The organism is Bradyrhizobium sp. MOS003, from assembly GCF_003020125.1.
Lineage (GTDB): Bacteria > Pseudomonadota > Alphaproteobacteria > Rhizobiales > Xanthobacteraceae > Bradyrhizobium.
In genome coordinates, this window is sequence record NZ_PYFW01000008.1 from 25,837 (window position 1) to 51,748 (window position 25,912).

The following is a 25,912-nucleotide window of genomic DNA, read 5'->3' on the forward strand; positions in this document are numbered from 1 at the left end:
CGGAAAGACTCTGGATTGCTTCGCTTCGCTCGCAATGACGGAGCAAATCACCGCCAGCGGCGATGCAGCCACAACCACTGCTCGGGATGTTCGCGCACCCAGCCTTCCACCACGCTGGTGATCGCCTGGGTCGTGCCCTGGATGTCGATCTTGCCCTCGGTATCACGCACCGGCTGGACCTCCTCGGTGATCTCGGCGGTGAAGCGGCCGCCGGGCAGGCGGATGATGCGGACGCCGTGGATCGGGCACTCGACCTGGCGTAGCAGGCGGGCCAGCATCGGGTTGGCGCGGGTCTTGCGGCCGAAGAAGGTGACCTCGACGCCGCCGGTCAGATACTGGTCGATCAGCATGGCGACGTGCTTGCCGTCCTTGAGCGCCTGGGCGAGCCGCAGCGGCGCATCGCGGCCCGCCGGGATCAGCGTGCCCATGTTGACCTGGCGCATCTCCTGGATGATGCGGTCGGCTGAGGCGATGTTCGGCCGGCGATAGAGGATCGCGGTATCCAGCCCATGCGCGACGGCGGCGAGCGCCGGCAATTCCCAATTGGCCAGATGGGCTGCGAAGATCAGCGCCGGCTTTCCGTCGTCGCGGATGCGGTCGAACAGCTCGATGCTACGCTGAGGCAATTCGATCCGGCTGTTTTCCGGATGGTCGCGATCGTAATCCCAGACGTGGTCCATATGCGCAAACTCGCCGCCGACGCGGCCGAGATTGTCCCACACGCCCATCAGGATATTTTCGATCTCCTCCGGCGACTTCTCGGGGAATGCGGCGGTGAGATTGGCCCGGCCGATGCGGTGCTCGCGCAGGCGCGGCCCGATCAGCTTGGTCACGCGCGCGAAAAAGTCCGAAGTCTTGGCCGGATCGAAATAGCGCGTGGTACGCAGCATGCCGACGGTGGCCGCGCCGATCAGGCTTCCGCTGATCGATTTGGCTGCATTCCGCGCGCGAATCTTCGTGCTGATAGGAATCAGCGCCATGCGTCCGGTCAGGCCGGTTCGCGGGTCAGGATCAGCGAGGCGTTCTGGCCGCCGAAGCCGAACGAGTTCGACATCACCGCGGTGACGCGGGCATCGCGCGCCTTGTTGCCGACGACGTTGAACAGGATCGTCGGATCCGGCGTCTCGTAATTGATCGTCGGCGGGATGCGCTGATGCTCGAGCGTGAGCAGCGAGAAGATTGCTTCCACGGCGCCGGCGGCAGAGATGGTGTGGCCGACCATCGACTTGTTGGACGTCACCGGAATCTTCTGCGCGAGCTCGCCGAACACGGCCGATGTCGTGTTGAATTCCATTTTGTCGTTCTCGGGCGTCGCGGTGCCGTGCGCGTTGATGTGGTCGATCTGGTCCGGCGTCATGCCGGCATCGGCCAGCGTCTTGTTCATGCAGCCGATGATCGGCTTGCCGTCGGGCGACGAGCGGGTGCGATGGAAGGAATCGGTGAGCTCGCCGCAGCCGGCGATCACGCCGAGGATTTTTGCGCCGCGCGCGGTGGCGGCTTCGTAGCTTTCCAGCACGAGCGCGCCGGCGCCTTCGGCCATGACGAAGCCGTCGCGGTTCTTGGAGAAGGGGCGGGAGGCCGCCTGCGGCGGATCGTTCTGGGTCGACAGCGCCGAGAGCAGCGAGAAGCGCACGAGGGCTTCCGGATTCACGGTGCCGTCGGTCGCCACGCACAGCGCAGCGTCGGTCTCGCCGCGGCGGATCGCCTCGACGCCGAGCTGGATCGAGGTCGCGCCCGAGGCGCACGCCGTCGACAGCGAGATGGGCGAGCCCTTGGTGCCGAAGGTCTCGGCGAGATAAGCGGCCACCGAGCCGAACATGAAGCGGTGATGATAGGCGCTGTACTTGCCGCCGCCGGAGATGCGCAGCAAATCGTCATAGGTGAAATCCGGCGCGCCGACGGCGCGGCCGAGTTCGCGGCGTTGCGGCCATTCGACTTCGACCGGCGCGACCGCGAGGAAGAGGGGGCCTGGGAAATCGGCCTTGGCGCCGATACCGGCCTGCGCGAGCGCTTCCTCCGTCACGAGCTCGGCCATCCGCTCGGACAGGCCGGTGGAGGAGAACGGATCGACGCTGACGAAATCGACAGTGCCTGCCATCGTGGTCTTCAGGCCGTCGACCGGAAAACGCGTGATGGTGCGGATGCCGGATTCACCGGCGACGAGCTTGGCCCAATTGTCGGCCTTGCCGGCACCGAGCGAGGTCATGATGCCCATGCCGGTGACGACGACGACGGGACGCTCGAGTTTGTCGCGTGGTGCAGTCATGTCGATCCCCCGGGTGAGCTAGCCAACTGCCTCGACCAGCGCCATGCCTTCGCCGCGCCAGTGTCCGGCTCCGACCACCACAATCTGGGTGGGCGCTCCCTGCATTTCAATCTCGGTGCCCGTCGAATCGTTCGGCGGGAATAGCGCGCCGCGCGAGATCGACAGCGCGGCGAGCGCGATGCCAAGCGGGAATTGCGTCTCCATGGTGTGGCCGAACATCGTGCCGGTCGAGCGCACCGGGAAGTCGGCATGGCCCTTCAGGAAATCATGCTCTTCGCTCGTCGCAGGTTCTGCACCGGTCGCGCCCGAGATGATCGCGCCCTTGCCTTCGCGCCGGGGCAGTTTGGCCCACAGCTGCTCCAGCGTCGCGGCCATGTCGCCGGGCTGCTTGCGCCGGGCGAGGTCGGCGACGACGCTCGTCAATCTGGCGAACGGTTTTGCGCCACGCGCTTGCGCATGCGCCTTCGATTCCAGCACCAGGAAGGCGCCGGCAGACCCCAGCGCGAAGCCGGCGTGATCCTTGCGCGCCCAGACGGGAGCGAATTTGTCCTTGAGGTTGAAATCGCCGAATTCGTAGAGGACGAGCAGGTCCTTGCGCTCGCCATTGTGCGAGCCGCCGACCAGCGCGATGTCGCTCTCGCCCGAGGCGATGCGCGCAAGCGCGATGCGGGCGGCATCGGCGCCAGCGACCTCTTCGCCCATGAAGGTGCGCGAGGTGCCGCCGAGTCCGTGCACGATAGCGATGTTGCCGGCGAGCAGGTTGGAGAGCTGCGCCAGGAACAGCGTCGGCCTGAGATCGCTCATCAGCCGCTCGTTGAGGAAGCCGGGTGCGTTCGCGCCCTTGGCCTCGGCCGTCAAGACGCCGGTGTCGACGTTGAGATCGCGCTCGCCGCCGCCGGCGGCCACCACCATGTCGATCTTCGACAGGATGTCCTTGTTGCCCTTGATCCCGGCGGAATCGAGCGCAAGGCCGGCGGCGTAGGTGCCGATGCGCTGCCAGGCTTCCATCTGGCGCTGGTCGCCCTTCTTCGGGATCTGGCTGTCGAAGCTGACGGGCATCAAGGGATGCACGATGTAGGGCGCAAAGCGCTCCTCGTCGACATTGATGCGCTTCTCGGAAAGCGCGGCCCAGTTGGCGTCCAGGCCCTCGCCAAGCGAGGTCGCGAGTCCAATGCCGGTGATCCAGACTTCGGTCTGGCCGGGCTTCGAAGCAGTGTCAGTCATGGCGATACGGCCTGTTGCGGAAAGCCGACGCGCTCGGCGACTTTCGCCATGTAGCCGCGCATATCCGCATTGGGGAAGGGGATCAGCGTGAAGGTCAGCGAGGAATTGGCGCGCAGCTTGCCACCGACCCTGATCTTGGCTTCGGTCATGGCATAGCCCGAGCCCTCATGGGCCACGCTCGCCTCGAGCGTCATCAGCTCGCCCGGAAAAACCGAGCCGCGGACCTTGGCTTCCTTGACGGCCGCGAGAATCGGCATGCGCTCGAATTTCAACACGCCGAGCAGGAGAAAGCCCGAGGCCTGCGCCATCGATTCGATCAGGAGCACGCCGGGCATCAAGGGGTAACCCGGGAAGTGCCCCTCGAAGACGGTGCTCTCCTGGGGGACCTGGGCTTCGACGACGATCGTCTTCTCGTCGACTTTGAGGTCGACGATCCGATCGATCATGTGGAAGTATTCGAGTTGCATGACCGCGCCCTTAGGCGCTCGCGCCCTTGGCCGCAACCAGTTCGTCGATGCGGGCGCACAGATTCTTCAGCACGAAATACTGCTCGGTGGTCGCCTTGCCGTCGTTGACCTCCTGGGTCCACTTTTCCAGCGGCAGCTTGATGCCGAATTGCTTGTCGATCGCAAACGCGATGTCCAGGAAATCAAGGCTGTCGATGCCGAGATCGTCGATGGCATGACTATCCGGCGTGATCGTGTCGCGCGGGATGTCGCAGGTTTCAGCGATGATCGTGGCGACCTGATCGAATGTGGAAGACATCACTAAGCCTTTGATATATTGCGGATATTTATCAGATTGTCCAGAGTGGCACGGTGGGTGGGCATCGCGCCCCTGATGACGCCCTCAACCCCCCTCTGGCCGGGTCGAAAGCCCGTATATCGGAGCGAAGCCCTGAGTTCAATGGAGCCGGGCGGGCGGCGAGACAGGGCTGGGGATGCTCCGCTGGTGTCCCTTACCCGCCGGGGCCGGCGGCCAGGCGGGCCTAGATATGCGGCGTCGTGATCTTGGCGCAGTCGCGACGGCCCATCAGCACGCAATCCTGAGTCCGGCGCAGGTCGGCGATGCTGACCGCGAGCCAAATTCCGATTGCAGTCAGCGCGATGGTAAAGGCCAGCGCCGCGATGTTGGCGAGCATGCGATGGCGGAAATCGTCCGGCTCGGCGCGGGGTTGCTCGTAGCGGGACAGGTCGAGCGGTTCGGGCGTGACGTGCAACGGCTGCACGGTACCGCTACCGCGGCGGGCCGTTGGGGACGGCGAGGTGCGCGGCCTGAACTGGAGCACCCGGTGCTCGTCGTCAGAGCTTATGGGCCGCTGGGTCGTCATGGGGCGGGGATCACTCCAAAGCAGCGATTTTAGATAGCATACGTGACGAACACGTCGCAGGAAATCTTCTCAATACCCGCGTGCATTCGTGCGCTTGCACTATTTTTGCAGGGACCGGTGTGGAGCGATTGCCGGAACCGGCCCTCATGCCGAAACCGGCACGAGGGTTGCGTTGCAACAACAACCAAGGTTGCGCCGCTTACATCGGCTTGTGATCTCGGTGTCCTCGCGAACACGTTTTGCCGCCGCATGGCCCATGCCATAGTCGGGGAACCTGTACCGTCAGTTGCAGCCGTCCGAAGGGCCTTCGACCATGACCACGACCAACGCGCGCGAGCCGAGAGTGCATCCGGTCCCGATCCTGTCGCTCCGGCCGACGCAGATGACGGTCGGCATGCGCGAGGTCAAGGAGAAGCGCAAGCGCTGGCGCGAGCACGACAAGAAGAAGCAGGCCGATCTGCTCGGCAAGCACATGATCCCTGTCGTCTACGGCCCAGACGCGCGGTACTACGTGATCGACCATCATCATCTCGGCCGCGCGCTACACGACGAAGGAGTCAAGGAGGTGCTGGTGACCATCGTCGGCGACCTCCGCATGGTCGAGCGCGAGGCGTTCTGGGGCGTGATGGACAACAAGCGTTGGGTCTATCCTTACGACGCCAAGGGCGAACGGCGACGGTTCCGCGACCTGCCGAAATCGGTCGCCGATCTCAAGGACGATCCGTTCCGCAGCCTTGCCGGCGAATTGCGCCGCCTGGGCGGCTTCGCCAAGGATACCACGCCGTTCTCCGAATTCCTGTGGGCCGACTTCCTGCGCCGAAAGGTTTCGCGCAAGGTTGTGGAGGCCGATTTCGACAAGGCGCTCGAGAAGGCGATGTCCGCGGCCAAGAGCAAGGATGCGATCTATCTGCCCGGCTGGTGCGGTCCGGAAGACGATGACTAGAGGCCTGGGGCATCGCGTGGGGTGATGCCTCTTGTCAGTCGCGCTGGAAGATCCTGGCGCCGGGATAGGCGCGGCGAGCGTAGGTGACCACCAGCGCGCGATCCTGGGTGTCCAGGAAAGGCGTTCGGATCTGGTACGACCCGACGATGAGGTGCCACAGGCCATTGAGCTTCTGGATCACGATCTTCATTTGGATAGTCCTCGATGACTCCACATGCCAGCGAATGCCGCTCGTCGTCGCATTGCCTGGGATTGCAAACGCGGCTGTAACATTCCGATCGCCGCTTGCATTCCGCCGCAAAACGCGCCGATGATTGTTAGTTGGTTATGGCTTGTGCCCTGATAAGCCGAACCCCATCACAGTCGCTTGAGTGACATCAATTTCCGCGCCCATGAAGCCGTCCTGAAACAGAGCCGTCCCATCTCTATGGGGTAGTCGAGCTCACACAGGAGGCGAACATGCGCCGTCTGGTTTTCGTAATTGCCTTGCTCGCGGTCGCTTCGGCGGGAATTTCGGCATCGTTTGCCGCGGTTCATCACGCCAAGTCGCTGACTTTCGCGGAGCGCTTTGCTCCGGCGCTCGAGTTGATGGCGCAGCGCTAGCGGCCTGGCGCTCTGCCGCCATCGAGCGATGCAGCGGCTGATCGCTGCGACGTCGACATCACGTCGCACCCGTCGACCGGCCGGATCAGGCTTGACCTGCCGCAAGTCCACGTCGTTGCGGTCGGTTAAAGTTCGGCTGCATGATTGCCGAAGCAGCGTTGCGCCCCGATGGCGAGGGCGAGGTCGGCTCCAGGTCATGCTGGCCGGAGACACGACCATGAGCCTCATCTTTCGCATCGTCTTTATCGCCGCAGGCGCGCTCACCGCGTTGTTCGTCGCACGCGATGCCCTGAACTTCACGATCATCCAGACCTTCGTCGCCGTCTTGCTCGTGACAGTCGTCGTGGGCGCTGGAAGTCTCTGGAGCATGCGGCGGAAGACGTGAGCAACGCAGAACGCGGCAGTCCGGCCGGGCTCAGCGAAACAGAGGCCCGGCTGCGGCTGCAACAGGACGGTTACAACGAACTGCCTCGGCCCGAACGGCGCACGCCGCTGCGTATCGTGCTCGAGGTGTTGCGAGAGCCGATGCTCGCGCTCCTTCTGTGCGGCGGGCTGATCTACCTGCTGCTCGGCGACCTCCGCGAGGCCCTGCTGCTTGCGGCATTCGGCGCGATCTCCGTCGTGATCACGATCGTGCAGGAAGCCCGCACCGAGCGCGTGCTGGAGGCGTTGCGGGAGCTGACCAGTCCGCGAGCGCTCGTGGTCAGGGACGGCGAGCGCCGGCGCATCGCGGGCCGGGACGTCGTCCGCGGCGATCTCCTCATGCTGGCTGAGGGCGATCGGATCCCGGCAGATGCAGTCCTCGTCAGCGCGCGTGATCTGGCGGTCGACGAGTCCCTGCTGACCGGAGAATCGGTTCCGGTTCGCAAGCAGGCCATCAAAACGCCGCTCGCCAAAGCATCCTCGACTGAAAAGGCCGTTTTGGCTGAACATCGCCCGGGCGGCGATGACCTGCCGTTCGTGTATTCGGGCTCGCTGGTCGTGCGAGGCGAGGGCCTCGCCGAGGTCGATGCCACCGGCCCTCGTAGCGAGATCGGAAAGATAGGACTGTCGCTGCACAGCCTGCAACAGGAGCCGCCGCGGCTGCAGCAGCAGACCGCACGGCTCGTGCGGCTTTGCTTTCTCGGCGGCGCGGCGATCAGCCTCGCTGCCGTCCTGCTTTATGGAACGTTGCGCGGAGATTGGCTGCAGGCGCTGCTCGGAGGCATCGCGATCGGCATGTCCATGCTGCCTGAGGAGTTTGCCGTCGTCCTCACGGTGTTCATGGCCATGGGCGCCTGGCGGATCTCGAGGGCGCGGGTGCTGACGCGGCGCGCGGCCGCGATCGAGGTGCTGGGCTCCGCAACCGTGCTGTGCACCGACAAGACCGGCACGCTGACGCAGAACCGGATGTCGGTCGCGGAACTGAGGCTGCCCGACGGGGCGAGCGTGCATCTGGCGTCGTCGCAGGCGGCGCCCGTGGGAGCAGAATTTTTCGAGCTGGCGCGTTGCAGTGCTCTGGCGAGTTCGGCCCAACCGTTCGATCCGATGGAGAAGGCCCTGCACGCGTTTGCGCAGGCGAGCCTGCCGGAGGATGATGAAATCCCGGGTGCTCGGATCTTGATCCGCAGCTACGGCCTTCGCCCGGAACTGCTGGCGATGACCCAGGTTTGGCAATCGTCCGAGGCGGTGTTCGCCTCGGCCAAAGGCGCTCCCGAAGCGATTGCGCGCCTCTGCAAGCTGGATGCGGCGGATCAGGACGCGATGCGGGACGCGGTCGCGGTGATGGCGAAGGATGGTCTTCGCGTGCTGGGCGTCGCCGCTGCGACCTGCGACGGCGAGGCCCTGCCGAGCTCGCAGGAAGGCTTTTCGTTTCGCTTCCTCGGTCTGGTCGGGTTGGCCGATCCGCTTCGTCCGCACGTCTCCGAGGCGGTCGCCGAATGCCGTTCGGCCGGCATCCGCGTCGTCATGATCACAGGCGATTATCCGGCGACCGCTTTGGCGATCGCCGGGCAGGCCGGGCTCGACGTCAACCAGGTCGCGACCGGCGAGCAGATCAAGCTCGCGGACGAGAACGGGCTGGAGGCACTCGTCAGGAACGTGAACGTGTTCGCGCGGGTCCTGCCGGAGCAGAAACTTCGGATCGTTCAGGCCATGAAGCGCAACGGCGAGATCGTCGCGATGACCGGCGACGGCGTCAACGATGCGCCGTCGCTGAAGGCGGCCCATATCGGGATCGCGATGGGCGGCCGCGGCACCGATGTCGCCCGGGAGGCCTCCTCGATCGTCCTGCTCGACGACGATTTCGGCTCCATCGTTGCATCCATCCGCCTGGGGCGCCGGATCTACGACAATCTGCGCAAGGCCATGGCCTTCATTTTCGCCGTCCACGTGCCGATCGCGGGACTTGCCCTGCTGCCGCTGGTTTTCGGGCTGCCTCTGGTTCTCGGCCCCGTTCACATCGCGTTTCTGGAGCTGATCATCGACCCCGTCTGCTCGCTCGTATTTGAAGCCGAGCGGGAGGAGCACGATGTCATGAGCCGCCCGCCGCGGCGCGCTGATGCTGAGCTGTTCTCGTGGGCCTTGGTCGGCTGGAGCGTCCTGCAGGGCGTTGTTGCATTTGTGTTGATCGCTGCGATCTTCCTCGTCGCGCTTCGTTGGGGCGTGCCGCCCGAAGAGGCGCGTACGCTGGCTTTCATCGCGCTCGTCGCCTGCATCGTCGCGCTGGTGCTGGCCAACCGGTCCTTCAGCCCGTCCTTCCTGTCTGCCTTCTTCCGTCCGAATCCGGCATTGCTCTGGATATTCCTGTCGATCGCTCTCGTTCTTGCCGCGGCCCTGTTCTGGCCGCCTGCGTCCAGTCTCTTCCGGTTCGGTCCCCTGCACCTGGACGATCTGATGGTCACCCTCGGCGCGGGATTGCTGGTGCTCACGGTGCTCGAACTGCTGAAGCCGATATGGGCACGGCGGTTGCGATTCTAGACGCCGTCCTGGTGGGAGCCGGTCTTCGGCACAGCCTCCGCATGGTGCGGATCTTCCTTGCCGCCGAGGGCGCGATGCAGCCAGCGTTCGACGCGGCGGCCGATCGTGAGCAGCACGAACGTGAAGGTCAGCGCGACCAGCACGATCTTCCATTGCCCGGCGCCGCACGCAATGCCGAGACAGGCGGCGAGGAAGGTGCAGGCCGCGCTGGTCAGGCCGCGCACGCGAAAACGATCGCTCTCGTGGACGATGACGCCGGCTCCAAGGAAGCCGATGCCGGTCAGGATGCCCTGGATCACGCGGCTCGCCGCATCGGTGATCTTGCCGGGCTCGGCGAACTGCACCGCGAGCAGCACGACGGTTGCGGTGGAGAGTCCGACGATGCCGAGCGTCTTCAGTCCGATCGGCTTGCCGTGCAGGTCGCGGTTGAGGCCGATCGCGCTGCCGGCGAATGTCGCGGTGCCGAGGCGCAGCAGGATCTCTGGCCAGTCCATCCCGGTCATGTCTTGTCCGTCACTTCTTCGGCAGGCGTCCCATCAGGTAGAATTCGTCATTCGGGCGCATGCCCGTGAAATTCGCCAGCCGGTTCGACAGCGCGAAGAAGGCGGAGATCGCGGCGATGTCCCAGATGTCGTCGTCGCTGAAGCCGTGCGGGGCGAGTGCGGCGAAATTCTCCTCGGAGATTCGCTGCGCGTCGGCCGAGACCTTCATCGCGAAATCGAGCATCGCCTTCTGCCGCGGCGTGATGTCGGCCTTGCGGTAGTTCACCGCGACCTGGTCGGCAATGAGCGGGTTCTTGGCGCGGATGCGCAGGATCGCGCCGTGGGCGATCACGCAATACTGGCACTGGTTGGCGGCAGAGGTCGCGACCACGATCATCTCGCGCTCGGCCTTGCTGAGGCCGCCGTCCTTCTCCATCAGCGCGTCGTGATAGGCGAAGAAGGCGCGAAACTCGTCGGGACGGTAGGCCAGCGTCAGGAACACGTTCGGCACGAAGCCGCTCTTCTCCTGCACGGCGAGAAGGCGCGTGCGGATGTCGTCAGGCAGCGTATCGAGGGCGGGAGCGGGGAAGCGTTGTGCGGGCTGTGTCATGGCATGGATTCCGGCTTGGGGCCGTCAACCATAGTCGATGCGGGAGGGACGCTCCAGAGGTGTCCGAAGCTCTCGTGCCCCGGACGCAGCGCAGCGCCCCTTTGGCGGTGCGCTGCAGAGCCGGGGCCTGTGTATCCGAGCGTGTCGTGCATGTGGGATGGGTCCCGGCCGTGCGCGGCAGCGTTGCACGCTGCAGCGCGTCCGGGACACGCGAGAAGCTACCGCAGCGGCTTCTTCAACAGCGAGAAGCGATCCGGATCGAGCCCCATGGAGGGCTGCAGCATCGGGGCTTCGACGTTGGAGAGCGTCTTGGCGGGCGGAGCCGAAAACACCGGATCGTTCGGCACGTCGCGCTGCGAGGTGGCGCCGCGCCAGCGTTCGAGCACGGCGCCGACGAAATGCATGTCGTGGCCGGAGGTGACCGAAGGCACGCTGCTGATGGTGGCCTCGCCGCGCGGCAATTGGTGCGGTGGCACCTCCTTGAAGCGCAGCCGGGTCGGCAGCGCGACGCCTTCGCCGAAGGCCAGCACTTCACGCGTGCCGAGCGACGGCACGAAGGACAGCAGGTTCGCGGCAGCGTCCGACACGGCGGCGCGCAGCAGCGCCTGGTCGCGCTCGTTGGCAAGACGCATCGTGAACAGCGTATTGCACTGGGAGATGATGGTGGCATCGAGCTCGGCCGGACGCTGGGTGATGAGACCGAGATAGACGCCGTATTTGCGGCCTTCCTTGGCGATGCGTGACACCGCCTTGCGGGTCGGCCCGAATCCGACGTTGCGGTCCGCGGAGGCGTAGCGATGCGCTTCCTCGCAAACGAACAGCAGCGGCGAGACGCCATCGCTCCACAGGCCGAAATCGAAGGCCATGCGGCAGAGCACCGAGACGACGGAATCGATGACCTCGGCCGGGAAGCCGGCGAGCTGCATCACCGTCATCGGCTTGCCGTTGGCGGGGAGGCGGAACAGCAGGCTGATGACCTCGGCCATGGTGTCGCCGCCGACATTGGCGTTGTCGAACATGAAGGCGTAGCGCGGGTCGTTGCGCACGGCCTCGATGCGCGAGATCAGCTTGTGATAGATGATGCGCGAGGAGCGGTTCTCGAGCTTGCCCATGCGCTCGTCGATCAGCGACATCAGGTCGACCAGGCGATAGGGCACCGGCGTGTCGACGGTGTAGCCGATCTGCTTGGGATCGATGCGCTTGAGGCCGATGCGGTCGGCGTTCTGGTATTGGGTGTAGACACCCTTGGCGAGCGGGATCACCTCGGCGAGGATGTCGAGCTCCTCGGGTACGCCGGCGCGGCCGCCGAACAGCACGTCGACGATTTCCTCGAAGTTGAACAGCCAGAACGGTAGCTTCAGGTTCCGCGGGTTGAGCACCAGTGCGCGGTCGCCGAAGCAGCGGCCATATTCGTTGTGCACGTCGAGCAGGAAGATGCGCAGGTTGGGACGCGCCTTCAGGATCTCGTTGAGCAGCAGGGACACGCCGGTGGATTTGCCGACGCCGGTCGATCCCAGTACCGCAAAATGCTTGGACAGCATTTCCTCGACATCGACATAGGCGATGACGGAGCGGTCCTGCTGGAGGAAGCCGACATTGATCTGGTCCGAGCCGGTCGGCGCGTAGATCGTGCGCAGCTCCTGGCTGGTAATGAGATCGACGGCATCGCCGATGGTCGGATAATTGGTGACGCCGCGCTGGAATTTCGGCTTGTCGCTGGCGTTGAGGATCTCGCCGAGCAGGTCGACCGATGCGACCGCGATATAATTGTCGCTGCTCGACAGGTTCTCGCACGACACCTCGGTGATCATTGCGACGATGACCGAACTGGAACTGCGAATACTGACGAAGCGGCCGACGGTCGCCCGAACTTCCGAGATCGGCATCTGGCTTTCAGCCAGCAGCCCGACCCGGGCGAGCGATCCGCGTACCGAAATCACACGTCCAAAGGATGTCACGATGAATGAACCTGGCATGAGCGAGGAATTTGGCCCTGACTATGCGAGCCGGGGGCTGGACAAACGGTTAAGCGGCAGGTGCAGGCGTTTTCTTAAATCTGCGACAATTCGGTCGATAGGTTTGTTCCGAATGCATACTTGGCGGCGGAATCGGCTCAAAAATGCTGCTTTTCCGGGCCTTTGAGCATGAGTGCGATTAAGGAAGATTTTACCATCCGGGCACTCCGTCGGCCGTTCGGAGGACGGCCGGTCACAGCGGTGCGCGCCGGGTTGCACCGAACTGCACACGTTGATTTGTTGACGGGACCTAATCATTTGTACATTAGTACAAATGAACCCGCGGCCTCGAGTGCCGCCCGGAGGCATGAGCCAATCATGAGCACTGCATCCGGATGCGAGATCCGGTCCGGCGGATCGCAGCCATGCCCTGGAGGAGACCATGCAGCCCGAACCGATCCTCGATCTCGCCCATCTCGGCCATATGGAACTAATGACGCCGAAGCCCGACGAGAGCCTGAAATTCTTCGTCGACGTGATGGGGATGACCGTCAGCGGCCAGAAGGGCGAGTCGGTCTACTTGCGCGGCTGGGACGATTACGAGCGCTATTCGCTCAAGCTGACGGCTTCGAAGACCTCAGGCATGGAGCACATGGCGCTGCGCGCGCGCAGCCAGCAGGCGCTGGAGCGCCGCGTCGCCGCGCTGAAGGGCTCCGGCTTCGACATCGGCTGGATCGACGGCGACATGGGGCAGGGGCCGACTTTCCGCTGCCGCGATCCCGACGGCCACATCGTCGAGCTCTATTACGAGACCGAATGGTATCAGGCGCCGCCCGAGCTGAAGCCGGCGCTGAAGAACCAGGCGCAGCGCTTTCCTGCACGCGGCGTCAATGTCCGCCGGCTCGATCATCTCAACTGCCTCGCCGTCGACATCAAGGCGAACCGCGAGTTCTTCGAGAATTACCTCGGCTGCCGCCTCACCGAGCAGATCGTGCTCAATGACGGACGGGAAGCCGCGATGTGGCTGACGATGTCGAACAAGAGCTATGACTTCGCTTATTCGCTCGACCATTCAGGCGTGCCGGGCCGCTTCCACCACGTCACCTACGCGCTCGACAGCCGCGAGGAGATTCTGCGCGCTGCAGACATCTTCCTGGAGAATGGCATCCACATCGAGACCGGCCCGCACAAGCACGCGATTCAGCAGACCTTCTTCCTCTATGTCTACGAGCCCGGCGGCAACCGCGTCGAAGTCGCCAATGCCGGCGCCCGCCTGATCCTCGCGCCGGACTGGAAGCCGATCGTGTGGACCGAGGAGGAGCGCAAGAAGGGCCAGGCGTGGGGGCTGAAGACGATCGAGTCCTTCCACACCCACGGCACGCCGCCGGTGGACGTGAAGAAGCACGGGTAGTGTTTCGAGTCATTCTGGGCTCAATCGCTACGCTCGGGCCCCGGAATGACGGAATGAACGCTAGTGCGCCGACGTCCGCACGCGTGCGATCGTCTCCCGCACCCCGGTCCATGCCGGCTTGTCCGGCGCGAACTGCTTGCGCAGGAAGGTGACGAGTTCCTCGATTTGCGCGTCGCTCATGCTGTTTCTGAACGCGGGCATGTAGCCGAGGTCGCTCGACACGGGTTCGGCGATGCCGTGCAGGATGACCTGCACGAGATTGTCCGACGTCGCGCTGTGCAGATTGCTGTTGAGCGCGAGGGAGGGCCGCGCGCCGAACAGCGGCAGGCCGCCGACCTCGTGGCAAACGGCGCAGGCGCCTTGATAGAGCCGCGCGCCGGTCGAAGAGCCTGTTGTGACCTGGGTTGCGTTCTCGAGCTTTGCAGCAAGCGCATCCGCATCGGCGGCGGCGTCGTTGAATGAATTGAGATAGACCGCCATCGCGCGGATGTCCTGGTCCGGTAGGGCCCTGAGGTCCCGGACGACAGGTGCCATCGGGCCGGCAGCGACGCCGTGATAGCGCGAATGGCCGGTGCGCAAATAGGCGAACAGCTCGTCCTCGCTCCATGGGATCGGCGCATGCGAGAGCGAGGTCAGCGGCGGCGCCTCCCAGCCCTCGGCAAAGCCGCCGGCGAGGTAGGCGTTGCCTTGCTCGGCGCCCAACGCATTGCGCGGCGAATGACATCCGCTGCAATGGCCGAGGCCCTCCACGAGATAGGCGCCGCGATTCCAGGCTTCGGACTTGGTGGGGTCGGGCTTGAATTCCTTTGTCTGGTGGAAGAGCGCATTCCAACCCGCGAGCAGCGGGCGCAGGTTGAACGGGAAGGCGAGCGTGTTCGCCGGCGCCGTCGCGCGCACTGCAGGCTGAGCCATCAGGTAGGCGTAGAGCGCCTGCATGTCGGCGTCACTGGTCTTCGAAAAATGCGTGTACGGGAAGGCGGGATAGAGTTGCCGTCCGTCGCGGTGCAGCCCGTCGCGCATCGCGCGCTCGAAGGCCGGGTAGGACCAGGCGCCGATTCCGGTCTCGACATCGGGCGTGATGTTGGTCGCGTAGATCGTGCCGAACGGCGTCTCCAATGCGCGGCCGCCGGCGTAGAGCGCGCCGTTGAGTGTGGTGTGGCACTCAGCACAATTGCCGAGCGCTGCGAGTTGCTGTCCGCGCGCGATTGTCGCGGCGGAATAGACCGATACATCCGGACGCGCGATCGGCGTGATCGCGCGTCCCGGCAGCAGCGCCGCGCCGATGCCGATCGCAGCGGTGCAAACCGCCGCAATCGCAGCGACAATGCCGGCGCGTTTGGCGAAGGGATTCTCCCAGATGCGCGAAGGCGGCTTAGCGGGCGCGGGCAGGGCCTGCGGCATCGGCGATATTTCACCGTGCAATCCCTTCAGGATGCGTTCCGGCGTGAACGGCGGCTCGCGAAAGCGCACACCAGTGGCATCGAAAATCGCGTTCGCGATAGCCGCGGCGCTCGGCACCGATGCGGATTCGCCGACGCCGAGCGGCGGCTGATCCGCCCGCGGCAGCATCAGCACGTCGATCTTGGGCACGTCGGGGAAGGGGATGATCGGATAGGCGCCCCATTCCCGCGCCGCCACCGCGCCGCGCTCGAACGAGACCTCCTCCCTCAGCGCGCGGCTGGTGGACTGTATGACGTTGCCGTGGATCTGGTGGCGCACGCCGTCCGGATTGATCATCAACCCGGAATCCTGTCCGGCGACGACCCGCGTCACGCTGACGTCGCCGGTCGATTTGTTCACCGCGACGTCGGCGACCCAGGCCGACCACGCCGCGCCATAGCCGGGAAATTTGCTGTGGACGTAAAGCGCATAGGCAAAGCCGCGCCCGTGCAAGATGTCGCCGTCCTTCTCTTCGCGCACCGGTCGCGGCGTCCAGCCCGCGCGTTCGGCGACCGCGTTGACGAGATCGACGGCGCGATGGTCTTTCAGATAGCGCAGGCGGTATTCGATCGGATCGACTCCGGCCTCGGTCGCGGCTTCGTCGATGTAGGATTCGTGCGCAAAGGTGTTCGGCAGCGCAGAGACGCCTCGGAACCAGGAGGCGCGCACGATCGGCGGCATGTCGTGGGTAACGACGCGCATGTGGTCGTAATCATAGGGCGGGATCGCGGTGCGGTCGCCCATCTGCAGCACGGCGGGCTCGGATGGAATGCGCCCGGTGAGCAGCAGTGCCAGCGTCGGCGCGGCGTTCGAGGGATAACGGGTGGCGAGATCGTAAGCGGCGATGCCGCCGGTGGCATCGAGCCCGCCATTGACATCGATGAGCTGCGCGGTGCCCTTGGGCTCCCAGGCGTGCTCCTGTTCGCGCGTGAGCTGCACGCGCACGGGGCGCCCGACCGCACGCGACAGCAGCAGGGCGTCGGCGGTGACGTCGTCAGCACAGTTGCGACCGTAGCAGCCGGCGGCCTCCAGCCGGATCACCTCGATATCGCTCTCGGGTCGCTCGATCAGCAGCGCGAGGTCGCTGCGCAGTACGTGCGGGTTTTGCGTGCCCGACCAGACCCGGATATTGCCGTCGCTGAAATCGGCAACCGAACAGGATGGGCCGATCGAGGCGTGCATCTGATACGGCCATACGTAAGTGCGCTGCATCGGCTTGGCCGCGCCTGATATCGCCGCATCGACGTCGCCCTTGTCGATCAGCGTGCGCGGCGTCGATGGATTGGCGCGCAGCGCGGTCTCGACGTCGGACAGATCGGTCAATGCCGGCGTCGGCTTCCAGCTCACCTTGAGCTGCTCGGCCGCCCGGATCGCATTTTCCTCACGCTCAGCGACGACACCGACGAAGTCGCCGATACGCACCACCGCGACAAGTCCGGGGATGTCGCGCACCGAGGATTCATCGACGGCAATGAGACTCGTGCCGACGAACGGGCCGGCATCGACGCCGGCATAGGGCGGGCGCACCACGCGGCCCTGCAGCATGCCGGGCACGCGGATGTCGTGCACGAAGGTCAATTCGCCGGTGGCCTTGGCGGGCAGGTCGACGCGCGGGACGGATTGGCCGACGATGGCGTAATCGCCCACCGGTTTGACCTCGACATCGTCGGCAAGCTCGAGCCGGATCTCTTCGCTCCCGATCAACTCGCCATAGCTGACACTGCGGTTGTCGTGCCCCCGCACGAGGCCGTCCTCGATCCTGAGATCGCCCTCCGGCAGGTCCAGCCGCTCCGCCGCGCGCGCCATGAGGAACTGCCGCGCCTGGGCCGCTGCCTTGCGCAAGGGAACGGCGGTGATCTGGATGGTTTCGCTGGCGATCGTCGCGCCCTGGTTCGGCACCACCGCGGTGTCGCCGAGCACCACGACGACGCGCGCAAAGGACACGTCGAGCTCTTCGGCGACGATCTGTCCCAGCGCCGTACGGATGCCGGTGCCGAGATCGACATGGCCGTTATAGGCGCTGACCGATCCATCCGCGGTGATGCGGATGAAGGTCTCGGAGGTGAGCTCGTCCACGGTGCGGACGACCACGAGCGAGCCGGATTGGCGCTCAGCTTCATCAGGGGCAGGGGAAGCCATCAATCAACGGCCTCGGTGAGCTGGCCTGAAGCGCGCATCACGGCGCGCAGGATTTCGACATGGGTGCCGCAGCGGCAGAGATTGTAGCGCAGCGCCGCGAGGGCCTCCTGCTCGGTCGGCCGCGGGTTGATCGCGAGCAGCGCCTTGGTGGTCATGATCATGCCGTTGAGGCAATAGCCGCATTGCGCGGCCTGCTCGTCGATGAAGGCCTGTTGCACCACGTCAGGTTTGTCGCGCGTGCCGAGCCCTTCGAGCGTCACGATGTCGCGGCCGGCGCAGCCACTGACGGGGATCACGCAGGAGCGGGCCGGGGCCCCGTCGATCAGGACAGTGCAGGTGCCGCATTCGCCGAGGCCGCAACCATATTTCGGGCCGTTGAGCGCGAGGTCGTTGCGCAGCACGTAGAGCAGCGGCGTCTCCGGCGCTGCGGCGACCTCGTGGATCGCCCTGTTCACGGTGAGACGGATCGGTGTCTGCGTCATCCTCGTTTCCAAACGCTCGGCCAAGTCGTGTCGAAATCCAAGTCGTGGCGAAAATCTACGTCGCGACGATACCGTTTGTACACAAACGTGCAAGCCGTGCATGCCGCACTGCAGCGCGGCTGCCTTCTTTGTGGACAGAGCGGATAGGCAAATGAGGTTTTATGCAGCAGCCGCATCTTTTGCGCTGCACCGCCGCTTGACAGCCATCCGGGGCGCGCGCACCATCGTTCGTATACGAATGATAACCGCGGTCTCGCTGGCTCTGACATGGTGATGATGGAAACGACGAGCGCTGCTATCGACAAGATCCGCTGCGATGCCTGTCCGGTGATGTGCTACATCAAGCCGGGCGCCGCGGGCGCCTGCGATCGCTACGCCAACCACGACGGCAAGCTCGTCCGCGTCGATCCGCATGTGATCCTGGAGCGCACGGTCTCGCATGGCGGCAAGCTGGTCCCGTTCAGCCGCACCGAAGATTGGGACGGCAAGATCGTCCACGAACCCTCCACATTCGTCACCGCGATCGGCGCAGGCACGACGTATCCCGACTACAAGCCGGCGCCGTTCATCGTCTCTGCGGAGGTCGACGGCGTCGACATGGTGACTGTGGTCACCGAGGGCATCTTCTCCTATTGCGGCATCAAGGTGAAGATCGACACCGATCGCTATCTGGGGCCTGAGACCGCCATCGTCCGCGCGCAGGGCGAGGCGGTCGGTCACGTCACCACCAGCGAATACGGTTCACAGATGCTGTCGCTCGGCGGCGTGCATCACCTGACCGGCGGCTCCAAGAAGGAGGGCCGCGTCACCTGCGACACGCTGATGGATCTCGCCAATTGCAAGGCGGTCGAGTTGACCATCGACGGCGGCGCGAACGTGGTGGTGCAGGCCGGCCAGCCGCCGATCGTCAACGGCATGAAAGAAGAGCGCATGCGCGTCGGCTGCGGCTCGGCGACAATCGGCATGTTCGCCAAGCAATGGCACGGCAAAGTCGACGAGGTCGTCGTGGTCGACGATCACATCACCGGCGTCCTCTCGGAGCATCAGGCCGGCAAGCTGCTCGACATCGCCGACACCGGCATCAAGATGAAGGGCCGCCGCTCGACGCCCGGCCGCTATTTCCAGGTCGCCGATCCCGGCACGGGGTGGGGCGGGACCAACATCTCCGATCCGCTCGCGATCCTCGGGCCGTTCGATGCCAAGGAGGCAAAGCCGGGTCTCTCGATGCTGATGGTCTCCACGACCGGCGAGCATTCGTCCTATTACGTGCTCGACGAGGCCCTGAAGCCGGTCGAGACCGAGATGCCGGCCGATCTGAAGTTCTCGGTCGAGCGCATCCAGGAGAATTGCGAGCCGGCTCTGTGCACGGTGCTGTTCATGGCAGGAGCCGGCGGTTCGCTGCGCGCGGGTGTCACCGACAATCCGGTGCGGCTGACACGGTCGGTGAAGGATGCGCTGACGCGTGTCACCAGCGGCGGCGCGCCGGTCTATGTCTGGCCGGGCGGCGGCATCACCTACATGGTCGACGTGACGCAGATGCCGTCAGGCGCGTTCGGCTATGTGCCGACCCCGGCGCTGGTCGCGCCGATCGAATTCACGATGAAGCTGTCCGACTACGCCGCGCTTGGCGGTCACATGGATTACGTGAAGCCGCTCGCCGAGGTGCAGGCCGGTGACGATGTGCGTCAGCTGCCGTGGCAGAACCCGATTCCGGGACCGCGGTCATGACGAGGCTCCCGCAAATCGCATTGCTGTCTGATGGCCGGCGGCTGCATTTGCAGGATGGACCGATCGACCTGATCGTCGAGGCGAGGGGACGCGCGGCAGATGTGCGTGCGGCTTACGAGGCCGCGGCACGGCGGTTTACCGGGCTGCTCGACGAACTCTGCGCCGAATTGCTTGAACTGCGGAGCGCCGCCGGGACACGCACTTCGCTGAAGGGCGTGGTTGCGCGTCGAATGCACGCCGCTGTCGCGCCCTATGCCGCCGATTGCTTCATCACGCCGATGGCCGCGGTGGCCGGCAGCGTGGCGGAGGAGATTCTGGGCGCGATGCTCGGCGCTGCGACGCTGGACCGCGTCTATGTGAACAACGGTGGCGACATCGCGCTTCATCTCGGTGATGCCGAATATTTCTCCGTCGGCCTGATGGACCGACCTGATCGCGACGGCGTGATGCGGACGATGCAGGTGGACGCCGATGATCCCGTGCGCGGCATCGCGACCAGCGGACGGCACGGCCGCAGTTTTTCGCTTGGCATTGCCGATGCGGTGACAGTGCTGGCGGCGACCGCGTCGCGGGCCGATGCCGCTGCGACCGTCATAGCCAACGCCGTCGATCTGCCCGGGCATCCCGCCATCATGCGGATGCCCGCAAACGAGCTGCAGCCGGACAGCGACCTCGGCGCGCGACTTGTGACCCGCAATGTCGGTGTATTGTCGCAGAATGAGATCGCGACGGCGCTCGAATCTGGCGCGGAATGTGCACGTCAATTGTTCGATCGCGGATTGATCGAGGGTGCCGTCCTGCAGCTTTGTGGTGATATGCTTGTCATCGGACCGAAAGATATTGAACGGCAACGAACGCGTCCGCCTTTGCCGGAGAACGCGGTCTGTGCCTGAACGGGGAAGCGAAGCATGAGCGCGATCATCCGCAAGATCGTCACCGTCGTCGAAGAGACTCAGATGGAGATGGGCCGCCAGGTCTCGCCGCCGACCCGTCGCGCGGCGGCGATTGCCGTCATCGAAAATCCCTTTGCCGGACAATATGTCGAAGACCTCTCGCTCCTGATCGCGATCGGCGAGGAACTGGGCGAGCTCCTGTCGAAGCGCGCGGTGGCGGCGCTCGGCATCGACGGCGCCAAGGCGCAGAGCTACGGCAAGGCCGCGGCCGTCGGCGAGAACGGCGAACTGGAGCATGCCGCCGCGATCCTCCATCCCAAGATGGGCGCGCCGGTGCGCAAGGTGCTGAGCAAGGGCGCGGCGCTGATCCCGTCGTCCAAGAAGCGTAGCGGGCCGGGCACGACGCTCGACATCCCGCTCGGGCACAAGGATGCCGCCTTCGTCCGCAGCCATTTCGACGGCATGGAGGTGCAGATCAACGACGCGCCGCGCGCCAACGAGATCATGGTCGCGGTCGCCGTGACTGACAGCGGTCGTCCACTGCCGCGCGTCGGCGGGCTGACGGTTGCGGAAGTGAAAGGCGAGGACGGTTTGAGATAGAACTCGGAGCGGGAGGCGGGCATAGCCTCTCCGATGAGATCACGCAGAAGACGTAAGAGAGTTCAAAACTGGAGGTTGGGATGCGAGCAAGAAATTACTTCGTCGGCGCGGCCTTTGCGCTTCTGGCGGGCGGCATGGCTCATTCGGCCGTGGCGCAGGACATCAAGATCGGGGAGATCAACAGTTATTCGCTGCTGCCGGCGTTCACCGAGCCCTATCGCAAGGGCTGGCAGCTCGCGGTCGAAGAGATCAACGCGGCCGGCGGTATCAACGGCAAGAAGCTCGTCGTCATCTCCAAGGACGACGGCGGCAAGCCGGCGGATGCGCAGACCGCGGCGAATGAGCTGGTGTCGAGCGAGGGTGTCGCGATGCTGACGGGTACGTTCCTGTCGAACATCGGCCTCGCCGTCAGCGACTTTGCCAACCAGAAGAAGGTGTTCTTCCTCGCGGCCGAGCCGCTGACGGACGCCGTCACCTGGTCCAAGGGCAACAAGTACACGTTCCGTTTGCGCCCCTCCAACTACATGCAGGCGGCGATGCTGGTGGAGGCGGCCGCGAAGCTGCCCGCAAAACGCTGGGCGACCATCGCGCCGAACTATGAATACGGCCAGTCCGCCGTCGCCGTCTTCAAGAAGCTGATGTCGGAGAAGCGCCCTGACATCCAGTGGGTCGACGAGCAGTGGCCGCCGCAGGGCAAGATCGACGCGGGTCCGGTGGTGCAGGCCGTTGCCGCCGCCAATCCCGAGGCGATCCTCAACGTCACCTTCGGCGCCGACCTCGTCAAGCTCGTGCGCGAAGGCAACACCCGCGGACTGTTCAAGGGGCGCGAGGTCGTCTCGTTCCTGACCGGCGAGCCGGAATATCTCGATCCGCTCAAGGACGAGACGCCCGAGGGCTGGATCGTCACCGGCTATCCCTGGTACTCGATCAAGACGCCCGAGCATGACGCGTTCCTGAAGGCCTACCAAGCCAAGTACAACGACTATCCGCGCCTCGGCTCGATCGTCGGCTACCAGACCATCAAGGCGGCCGCCGCGATTCTCGCCAAGGCCGGTTCGACCGATCCTGAGAAGCTGATTACCGCTGCGGAAGGGCTGTCGATGCCATCGCCGTTCGGTGAGATCACCTTCCGCAAGATCGATCACCAGTCAACGCTCGGTGCCTATGTCGGCAAGACCGCGCTGAAGGACGGCAAGGGCGTGATGGTGGACTCGGTCTACAAGAAGGGCGCGGACTATCTCCCGAGCGATGCCGAAGTCGAGAAGCTGCGTCCGAAGGATTGATCACTTCCTTCCCCCTCGCCCCGCTTGCGAGGCGAGGGGGAGCCTCCGCGAGGGAGGTGACATACGACTCGTGGAGACTCCCCCTCACTCGAATTGCTGCGCAATTCGACCTTTCCCCGCAGGCGGGGAGAGGTGAACCAAGACCCGCGTGCCGCGGCATGCAACACCCAACCCGGACCGCCGATGGCCTTTTACGTCGTACAGTTTCTGACCGGTCTCGCCAGCGCGGCGTCGCTGTTCCTGGTGGCCTCGGGCCTGTCGATCATCTTCGGCGTGACGCGGATCGTCAATTTCGCGCATGGCGCCTTCTACATGATCGGCGCCTACATTGCTTTCACCCTGACGGAGCGTCTGTCGGGTGCGTTCGGCTTCTGGGGCAGCATGGTGCTGGCCGCGATTGCCGTGGCGCTGATCGGCGTGCTGGTCGAGATGGTGCTGCTTCGCCGCATCTATCACGCGCCGGAGCTGTTCCAACTGCTCGCGACCTTCGGCCTGACCTTGATGGTCGAGGATCTCGTGGTGCTGATCTGGGGGCCCGACGATCTCGTCGGCCGCCGCGCGCCGGGCTTTCGGGGTGCGATCGATTTCTTCGGCCAGAACATTCCGAGCTATGATCTGTTTCTGATCGTGCTCGGTCCCGTCGTGCTCGGCATTCTCTGGCTGCTGTTCCAGCGCACGCGCTGGGGCGTTCTGGTGCGCGCGGCGACGCAGGACCGCGACATGGTCGCAGCGCTCGGCGTCAATCAGAAATGGCTGTTCACGTCCGTGTTCGCGGTCGGTGTCTTCCTGGCCGCGCTCGGCGGCGCGCTGCAGATCCCGCGCGATGCCGTGCACCACGCCATGGATTTGCGCATCATCGTCGAGGTCTTCGTGGTCGTCGTGATCGGCGGCCTCGGCAGCATCGTCGGCGCCTTCGTCGCGGCCGTGCTGGTCTCCGAGCTCAATGCCTTCGGCATCCTGATCTTTCCGAAGATCTCCATCATCCTGGTCTTCCTGGTGATGGCGGTGGTGCTGATCGTGCGGCCCTGGGGGCTGTTCGGCAAGCCGGAGGCGCCCGCGCGCAAGACGCCCGGGCTTACCGTCAATCCATGGCGCCCGCTGACCTCGAACGAGCGGCTGCTGGCGCTTGCGGCGCTCGTGATCGCGGCGACGCTGCCGCTGTTCGCCGGAAATTACGCGCTTACCGTCGGCTCCGAAATCGCGATCTTCGTGATCTTCGCCGTCAGCCTGCACTTCCTGATGTCGGTCGGCGGGCTCGCGTCGTTCGGCCATGCCGCCTATTTCGGCCTCGGTGCCTACGGCGTTGCCTTCCTCGCCAAGATGGCGGGGTTGCCGATGATCGTGTGCCTGCTGCTGGGGCCGCTGCTGGGCTGCATGGGGGCCGCCGTTTTCGGCTTCTTCGCCGTGCAGCTCTCCGGTGTCTACTTCGCGATGCTGACGCTCGCCTTCGCGCAGATCGTCTGGTCGATCGCGTTCCAGTGGGTGAGCGTCACCGGCGGCGACAACGGCATTTTGGGCGTCTGGCCGGAAAAATGGGCGGGGAGCCCGTCGCACTTCTATTGGCTGGCGCTTGGCGTTGCCGCGCTGGTGACCATCGCGCTGCGGGCCATGGTGTTCTCGCCGTTCGGCTACGCGCTTCGGGCCACGCGCGACTCGCTGCTGCGTACCGAAGCGATCGGCATCAATGCCAAGCGCATCCAGTGGACGGCGTTCGTGATCGCGGGCACGACCGCTGGGATCGGCGGAGCGCTGTTCGCCTATCTGAAGGGGAGCGTCTTTCCCGACAATCTCGGTATCTCGCTGTCGGTCGATGCGCTGGTCATGGTGCTGCTCGGCGGCGTCGAAACGGTGTCGGGCGCGGTGATCGGCGCCATCGTCTACAAGGCGCTGAGCATCTGGCTGATAAGCCAGACGGACCTGTCGAAGCTCGTGCTCGGCGCCTTCATCATGCTGATCGTGGTCGTCTTTCCCAAGGGCATCGTCGGCATGCTGGAAATGCTGGCGCAACGGCGCAGGAAGTCCTCGCCGCCGGGATCATCTCTGCTTGCCAAGCCGATCGAGTCCGCCGAATGAGCGTTGCACCCCCACTTCTCGCTGTCGAAGGCCTGACCAAATCCTATGGCGGCATCCATGCCGTGCGCGGCGTTTCGTTCTCGCTGCGCGCCGGCGAGATTCTGGCGCTGATCGGGCCGAACGGCGCCGGCAAGAGCACCTGCTTCGACATGCTCAACGGCCAGAACCAGCCTGATACCGGACAGGTCCGCCTGCTCGGCGAAGAGACCACCGGCAAGAAGCCGCGCGAAATCTGGCGCATGGGCGTTGGACGCACCTTCCAGATCACCGCGACCTTCGCCACCATGACGGTGCGCGAGAACGTGCAGGTCGCGCTGATCTCGCACGGCAAGCAGCTGTTCAACCTGTTCGGCTCGGCGCCGAAGTTCGAGCGCGGCGAAGCCGGCCGGCTGCTCGAACTGGTCGGCATGGGCGGTTACGCGGATCGTCCTTGCGGTGAGCTGGCTTACGGCGACCTCAAGCGGCTCGAGCTTGCGGTGGCGCTCGCCAACCAGCCGAAGCTGCTCCTGATGGACGAGCCGACCGCCGGCATGGCGCCGCGCGAGCGTGTCGACCTGATGCGGCTCACGGCTCAAATCGCGCGCGAAAAATCGATCGGCGTGCTCTTCACCGAACACGACATGGACGTGGTGTTCGAGCACGCCGACCGCATCATCGTGCTAAATCGAGGCACGCTGATCGCCGAGGGCTCGCCGGCCGAGGTGCGCGGCAATCCGCAGGTTCAGGCGGTCTATCTCGGCGAGGGCCTCGTCTACGATGCCCGCCATCGCGAGGGGGCCTCGGCATGAAGCTGACGGTGCAGGACCTCAACAGCCATTATGGCCCGGCGCATATCCTGTTCGACATCGGCTTCGAGGTCGGCGAGGGCGAGGTCGTTGCGCTGCTTGGGCGCAACGGTGCCGGCAAGTCGACCACGTTCCGCTCGATCGTCGGGCTCGTGGCGCAACGCTCCGGCCGCATCATGTTCGAGGGCAAGGACGTCTCGGCCAAGCCGACCCACGAGATCGTGCGCGAAGGGCTCGGTTATGTGCCGGAGGAGCGGCGCATCTTCACCGACCTGACGGTGGAGGAGAATCTCGAAGTCGGCAAGCAGCTCAAGCGTCCGAACGCGCCATACTGGACCCGCGAAAAACTGTTCGCGCTGTTTCCCAATCTCGGCGAGATGAAAAACCGCCCAGGCGGCCGCATGAGCGGCGGCGAGCAGCAGATGCTCACGATCGCGCGCACCCTGATGGGCAATCCGTCGCTGGTGCTACTCGACGAGCCCTCGGAGGGCCTGTCGCCGAAGATCGTGGAGCAGATGGTCGATGCCATCCTGACCATGAAGAAGGAGGGCGTCAGCATCGTCGTCTCCGAGCAGAATCTGCACTTCGCGCGGTTGATTTCGGATCGCGCCTACATCATCGAGCGCGGCCGCATCTGCTTTGGCGGGACCATGGCCGAGCTCGACGCGCGTCCTGATATCCGCGACGCGCATCTGTCGTTGTGACGG

The 25,912-nt window shown here is 65.0% G+C and carries 23 protein-coding genes; 11 read left to right on the forward strand and 12 right to left on the reverse strand.

Annotation, left to right across the window (positions count from 1 at the left end; all coding sequences use genetic code 11):
• Positions 1-47: 47 nt before the first annotated feature.
• From C7G42_RS27495 to C7G42_RS27520, 6 genes are all read right to left on the reverse strand, one after another.
• Positions 48-980, reverse strand: coding sequence for a lipid A biosynthesis lauroyl acyltransferase (locus C7G42_RS27495; protein ID WP_106952059.1), 933 nt, complete (start codon positions 978-980; stop codon positions 48-50).
• Positions 981-988: 8 nt separating this feature from the next.
• A complete protein-coding gene (locus C7G42_RS27500; protein WP_106952060.1) occupies positions 989-2,266 on the reverse strand; it encodes a beta-ketoacyl-ACP synthase in 1,278 nt (425 codons plus the stop codon).
• 18 nt (positions 2,267-2,284) lie between these two features.
• Positions 2,285-3,490, reverse strand: coding sequence for a beta-ketoacyl-ACP synthase (locus tag C7G42_RS27505; protein WP_106952061.1), 1,206 nt, complete (start codon positions 3,488-3,490; stop codon positions 2,285-2,287).
• Positions 3,487-3,957 carry a 3-hydroxyacyl-ACP dehydratase FabZ family protein gene (locus C7G42_RS27510; protein WP_106952062.1) on the reverse strand — a complete coding sequence of 157 codons (471 nt, stop codon included), beginning with the start codon at positions 3,955-3,957 and terminating at the stop codon, positions 3,487-3,489. The genes C7G42_RS27505 and C7G42_RS27510 overlap by 4 nt, the downstream gene beginning before the upstream one ends.
• Before the next feature lie 10 nt (positions 3,958-3,967).
• Positions 3,968-4,255, reverse strand: a complete 288-nt coding sequence (locus C7G42_RS27515) for an acyl carrier protein (RefSeq protein ID WP_007592476.1) — start codon at positions 4,253-4,255, stop codon at positions 3,968-3,970.
• A gap of 223 nt (positions 4,256-4,478) precedes the next feature.
• Positions 4,479-4,820 carry a hypothetical protein gene (locus tag C7G42_RS27520; RefSeq protein WP_106952063.1) on the reverse strand — a complete coding sequence of 114 codons (342 nt, stop codon included), beginning with the start codon at positions 4,818-4,820 and terminating at the stop codon, positions 4,479-4,481.
• 313 nt (positions 4,821-5,133) lie between these two features.
• On the opposite strand from C7G42_RS27520, the gene C7G42_RS27525 reads away from it, so the two are divergent.
• Positions 5,134-5,763: a ParB-like protein gene (locus C7G42_RS27525; RefSeq protein ID WP_106952064.1), complete on the forward strand. Its 630-nt coding sequence runs from the start codon at positions 5,134-5,136 to the stop codon at positions 5,761-5,763.
• Positions 5,764-5,797: 34 nt separating this feature from the next.
• Here the strand turns inward: C7G42_RS27525 and C7G42_RS35500 are convergent, their stop codons facing one another.
• The gene (locus C7G42_RS35500; RefSeq protein WP_174719233.1) at positions 5,798-5,953 is read right to left on the reverse strand and encodes a hypothetical protein; all 156 of its coding nucleotides are present in this window, start codon (positions 5,951-5,953) and stop codon (positions 5,798-5,800) included.
• Positions 5,954-6,222: 269 nt separating this feature from the next.
• Here C7G42_RS35500 and C7G42_RS35505 point away from each other — a divergent pair, with 269 nt between their 5' ends.
• Together C7G42_RS35505 and C7G42_RS27535 are read left to right on the forward strand one after the other, a co-directional pair.
• Positions 6,223-6,366 carry a hypothetical protein gene (locus tag C7G42_RS35505; RefSeq protein ID WP_199581180.1) on the forward strand — a complete coding sequence of 48 codons (144 nt, stop codon included), beginning with the start codon at positions 6,223-6,225 and terminating at the stop codon, positions 6,364-6,366.
• Between the two features lie 144 nt (positions 6,367-6,510).
• Positions 6,511-9,324, forward strand: coding sequence for an HAD-IC family P-type ATPase (locus C7G42_RS27535; RefSeq protein ID WP_245427993.1), 2,814 nt, complete (start codon positions 6,511-6,513; stop codon positions 9,322-9,324).
• Here the strand turns inward: C7G42_RS27535 and C7G42_RS27540 are convergent.
• The 3 genes from C7G42_RS27540 to C7G42_RS27550 form a co-directional block, all read right to left on the reverse strand.
• Positions 9,321-9,827 (reverse strand): MgtC/SapB family protein, encoded by a 507-nt coding sequence (locus C7G42_RS27540; RefSeq protein WP_106952067.1) that lies wholly within the window; start codon positions 9,825-9,827, stop codon positions 9,321-9,323. The genes C7G42_RS27535 and C7G42_RS27540 overlap by 4 nt on opposite strands.
• A 10-nt stretch (positions 9,828-9,837) precedes the next feature.
• Positions 9,838-10,416 (reverse strand): peroxidase-related enzyme, encoded by a 579-nt coding sequence (locus tag C7G42_RS27545; protein ID WP_106952068.1) that lies wholly within the window; start codon positions 10,414-10,416, stop codon positions 9,838-9,840.
• 218 nt (positions 10,417-10,634) lie between these two features.
• Positions 10,635-12,392, reverse strand: coding sequence for an ATP-binding protein (locus C7G42_RS27550; protein ID WP_106952069.1), 1,758 nt, complete (start codon positions 12,390-12,392; stop codon positions 10,635-10,637).
• Positions 12,393-12,813: 421 nt separating this feature from the next.
• Between C7G42_RS27550 and C7G42_RS27555 the strand changes: the two genes are divergently transcribed.
• Positions 12,814-13,782: a catechol 2,3-dioxygenase gene (locus tag C7G42_RS27555; RefSeq protein ID WP_106952070.1), complete on the forward strand. Its 969-nt coding sequence runs from the start codon at positions 12,814-12,816 to the stop codon at positions 13,780-13,782.
• 60 nt (positions 13,783-13,842) lie between these two features.
• Here C7G42_RS27555 and C7G42_RS27560 read toward each other — a convergent pair whose 3' ends face one another.
• Positions 13,843-17,361, reverse strand: coding sequence for a molybdopterin cofactor-binding domain-containing protein (locus C7G42_RS27560; protein ID WP_106952071.1), 3,519 nt, complete (start codon positions 17,359-17,361; stop codon positions 13,843-13,845).
• Positions 17,361-17,843: a (2Fe-2S)-binding protein gene (locus C7G42_RS27565; protein WP_106952072.1), complete on the reverse strand. Its 483-nt coding sequence runs from the start codon at positions 17,841-17,843 to the stop codon at positions 17,361-17,363. Before C7G42_RS27565 ends, C7G42_RS27560 begins: the two co-directional genes overlap by 1 nt.
• A gap of 273 nt (positions 17,844-18,116) precedes the next feature.
• Between C7G42_RS27565 and C7G42_RS27570 the strand changes: the two genes are divergently transcribed.
• The 7 genes from C7G42_RS27570 (at position 18,117) to C7G42_RS27600 (ending at position 25,909) form a co-directional block, all read left to right on the forward strand.
• Positions 18,117-19,571 (forward strand): 6-hydroxynicotinate reductase, encoded by a 1,455-nt coding sequence (locus C7G42_RS27570; RefSeq protein WP_106952280.1) that lies wholly within the window; start codon positions 18,117-18,119, stop codon positions 19,569-19,571.
• Positions 19,568-20,464 carry a UPF0280 family protein gene (locus C7G42_RS27575; protein ID WP_106952073.1) on the forward strand — a complete coding sequence of 299 codons (897 nt, stop codon included), beginning with the start codon at positions 19,568-19,570 and terminating at the stop codon, positions 20,462-20,464. The genes C7G42_RS27570 and C7G42_RS27575 overlap by 4 nt, the downstream gene beginning before the upstream one ends.
• A 15-nt stretch (positions 20,465-20,479) precedes the next feature.
• Positions 20,480-21,064, forward strand: coding sequence for an amino acid synthesis family protein (locus C7G42_RS27580; protein WP_106952074.1), 585 nt, complete (start codon positions 20,480-20,482; stop codon positions 21,062-21,064).
• 80 nt (positions 21,065-21,144) lie between these two features.
• Entirely contained in the window at positions 21,145-22,347 is a 1,203-nt protein-coding gene (locus C7G42_RS27585) for an ABC transporter substrate-binding protein (RefSeq protein ID WP_106952075.1), read from the forward strand.
• A gap of 183 nt (positions 22,348-22,530) precedes the next feature.
• Positions 22,531-24,420 (forward strand): ABC transporter permease, encoded by a 1,890-nt coding sequence (locus tag C7G42_RS27590; protein ID WP_106952076.1) that lies wholly within the window; start codon positions 22,531-22,533, stop codon positions 24,418-24,420.
• Positions 24,417-25,208, forward strand: coding sequence for an ABC transporter ATP-binding protein (locus C7G42_RS27595; protein WP_106952077.1), 792 nt, complete (start codon positions 24,417-24,419; stop codon positions 25,206-25,208). Before C7G42_RS27590 ends, C7G42_RS27595 begins: the two co-directional genes overlap by 4 nt.
• Positions 25,205-25,909 (forward strand): ABC transporter ATP-binding protein, encoded by a 705-nt coding sequence (locus C7G42_RS27600; protein WP_106952078.1) that lies wholly within the window; start codon positions 25,205-25,207, stop codon positions 25,907-25,909. Before C7G42_RS27595 ends, C7G42_RS27600 begins: the two co-directional genes overlap by 4 nt.
• Positions 25,910-25,912: the final 3 nt, after the last annotated feature.

Coding starts and splice junctions, on each gene's coding strand:
- C7G42_RS27570 (WP_106952280.1), top strand. CDS start 18,117: ATGATGGAAACGACGAGCGCTGCTATCGACAAGATCCGCTGCGATGCC.
- C7G42_RS27590 (WP_106952076.1), top strand. CDS start 22,531: ATGGCCTTTTACGTCGTACAGTTTCTGACCGGTCTCGCCAGCGCGGCG.
- C7G42_RS27580 (WP_106952074.1), top strand. CDS start 20,480: ATGAGCGCGATCATCCGCAAGATCGTCACCGTCGTCGAAGAGACTCAG.
- C7G42_RS27540 (WP_106952067.1), bottom strand. CDS start 9,827: ATGACCGGGATGGACTGGCCAGAGATCCTGCTGCGCCTCGGCACCGCG.
- C7G42_RS27520 (WP_106952063.1), bottom strand. CDS start 4,820: ATGACGACCCAGCGGCCCATAAGCTCTGACGACGAGCACCGGGTGCTC.
- C7G42_RS27600 (WP_106952078.1), top strand. CDS start 25,205: ATGAAGCTGACGGTGCAGGACCTCAACAGCCATTATGGCCCGGCGCAT.
- C7G42_RS27550 (WP_106952069.1), bottom strand. CDS start 12,392: ATGCCAGGTTCATTCATCGTGACATCCTTTGGACGTGTGATTTCGGTA.
- C7G42_RS27555 (WP_106952070.1), top strand. CDS start 12,814: ATGCAGCCCGAACCGATCCTCGATCTCGCCCATCTCGGCCATATGGAA.
- C7G42_RS27575 (WP_106952073.1), top strand. CDS start 19,568: ATGACGAGGCTCCCGCAAATCGCATTGCTGTCTGATGGCCGGCGGCTG.
- C7G42_RS27500 (WP_106952060.1), bottom strand. CDS start 2,266: ATGACTGCACCACGCGACAAACTCGAGCGTCCCGTCGTCGTCGTCACC.
- C7G42_RS27505 (WP_106952061.1), bottom strand. CDS start 3,490: ATGACTGACACTGCTTCGAAGCCCGGCCAGACCGAAGTCTGGATCACC.
- C7G42_RS27525 (WP_106952064.1), top strand. CDS start 5,134: ATGACCACGACCAACGCGCGCGAGCCGAGAGTGCATCCGGTCCCGATC.
- C7G42_RS35505 (WP_199581180.1), top strand. CDS start 6,223: ATGCGCCGTCTGGTTTTCGTAATTGCCTTGCTCGCGGTCGCTTCGGCG.
- C7G42_RS27585 (WP_106952075.1), top strand. CDS start 21,145: ATGCGAGCAAGAAATTACTTCGTCGGCGCGGCCTTTGCGCTTCTGGCG.
- C7G42_RS27595 (WP_106952077.1), top strand. CDS start 24,417: ATGAGCGTTGCACCCCCACTTCTCGCTGTCGAAGGCCTGACCAAATCC.
- C7G42_RS27560 (WP_106952071.1), bottom strand. CDS start 17,361: ATGGCTTCCCCTGCCCCTGATGAAGCTGAGCGCCAATCCGGCTCGCTC.
- C7G42_RS27515 (WP_007592476.1), bottom strand. CDS start 4,255: ATGTCTTCCACATTCGATCAGGTCGCCACGATCATCGCTGAAACCTGC.
- C7G42_RS27545 (WP_106952068.1), bottom strand. CDS start 10,416: ATGACACAGCCCGCACAACGCTTCCCCGCTCCCGCCCTCGATACGCTG.
- C7G42_RS27565 (WP_106952072.1), bottom strand. CDS start 17,843: ATGACGCAGACACCGATCCGTCTCACCGTGAACAGGGCGATCCACGAG.
- C7G42_RS27495 (WP_106952059.1), bottom strand. CDS start 980: ATGGCGCTGATTCCTATCAGCACGAAGATTCGCGCGCGGAATGCAGCC.
- C7G42_RS35500 (WP_174719233.1), bottom strand. CDS start 5,953: ATGAAGATCGTGATCCAGAAGCTCAATGGCCTGTGGCACCTCATCGTC.
- C7G42_RS27510 (WP_106952062.1), bottom strand. CDS start 3,957: ATGCAACTCGAATACTTCCACATGATCGATCGGATCGTCGACCTCAAA.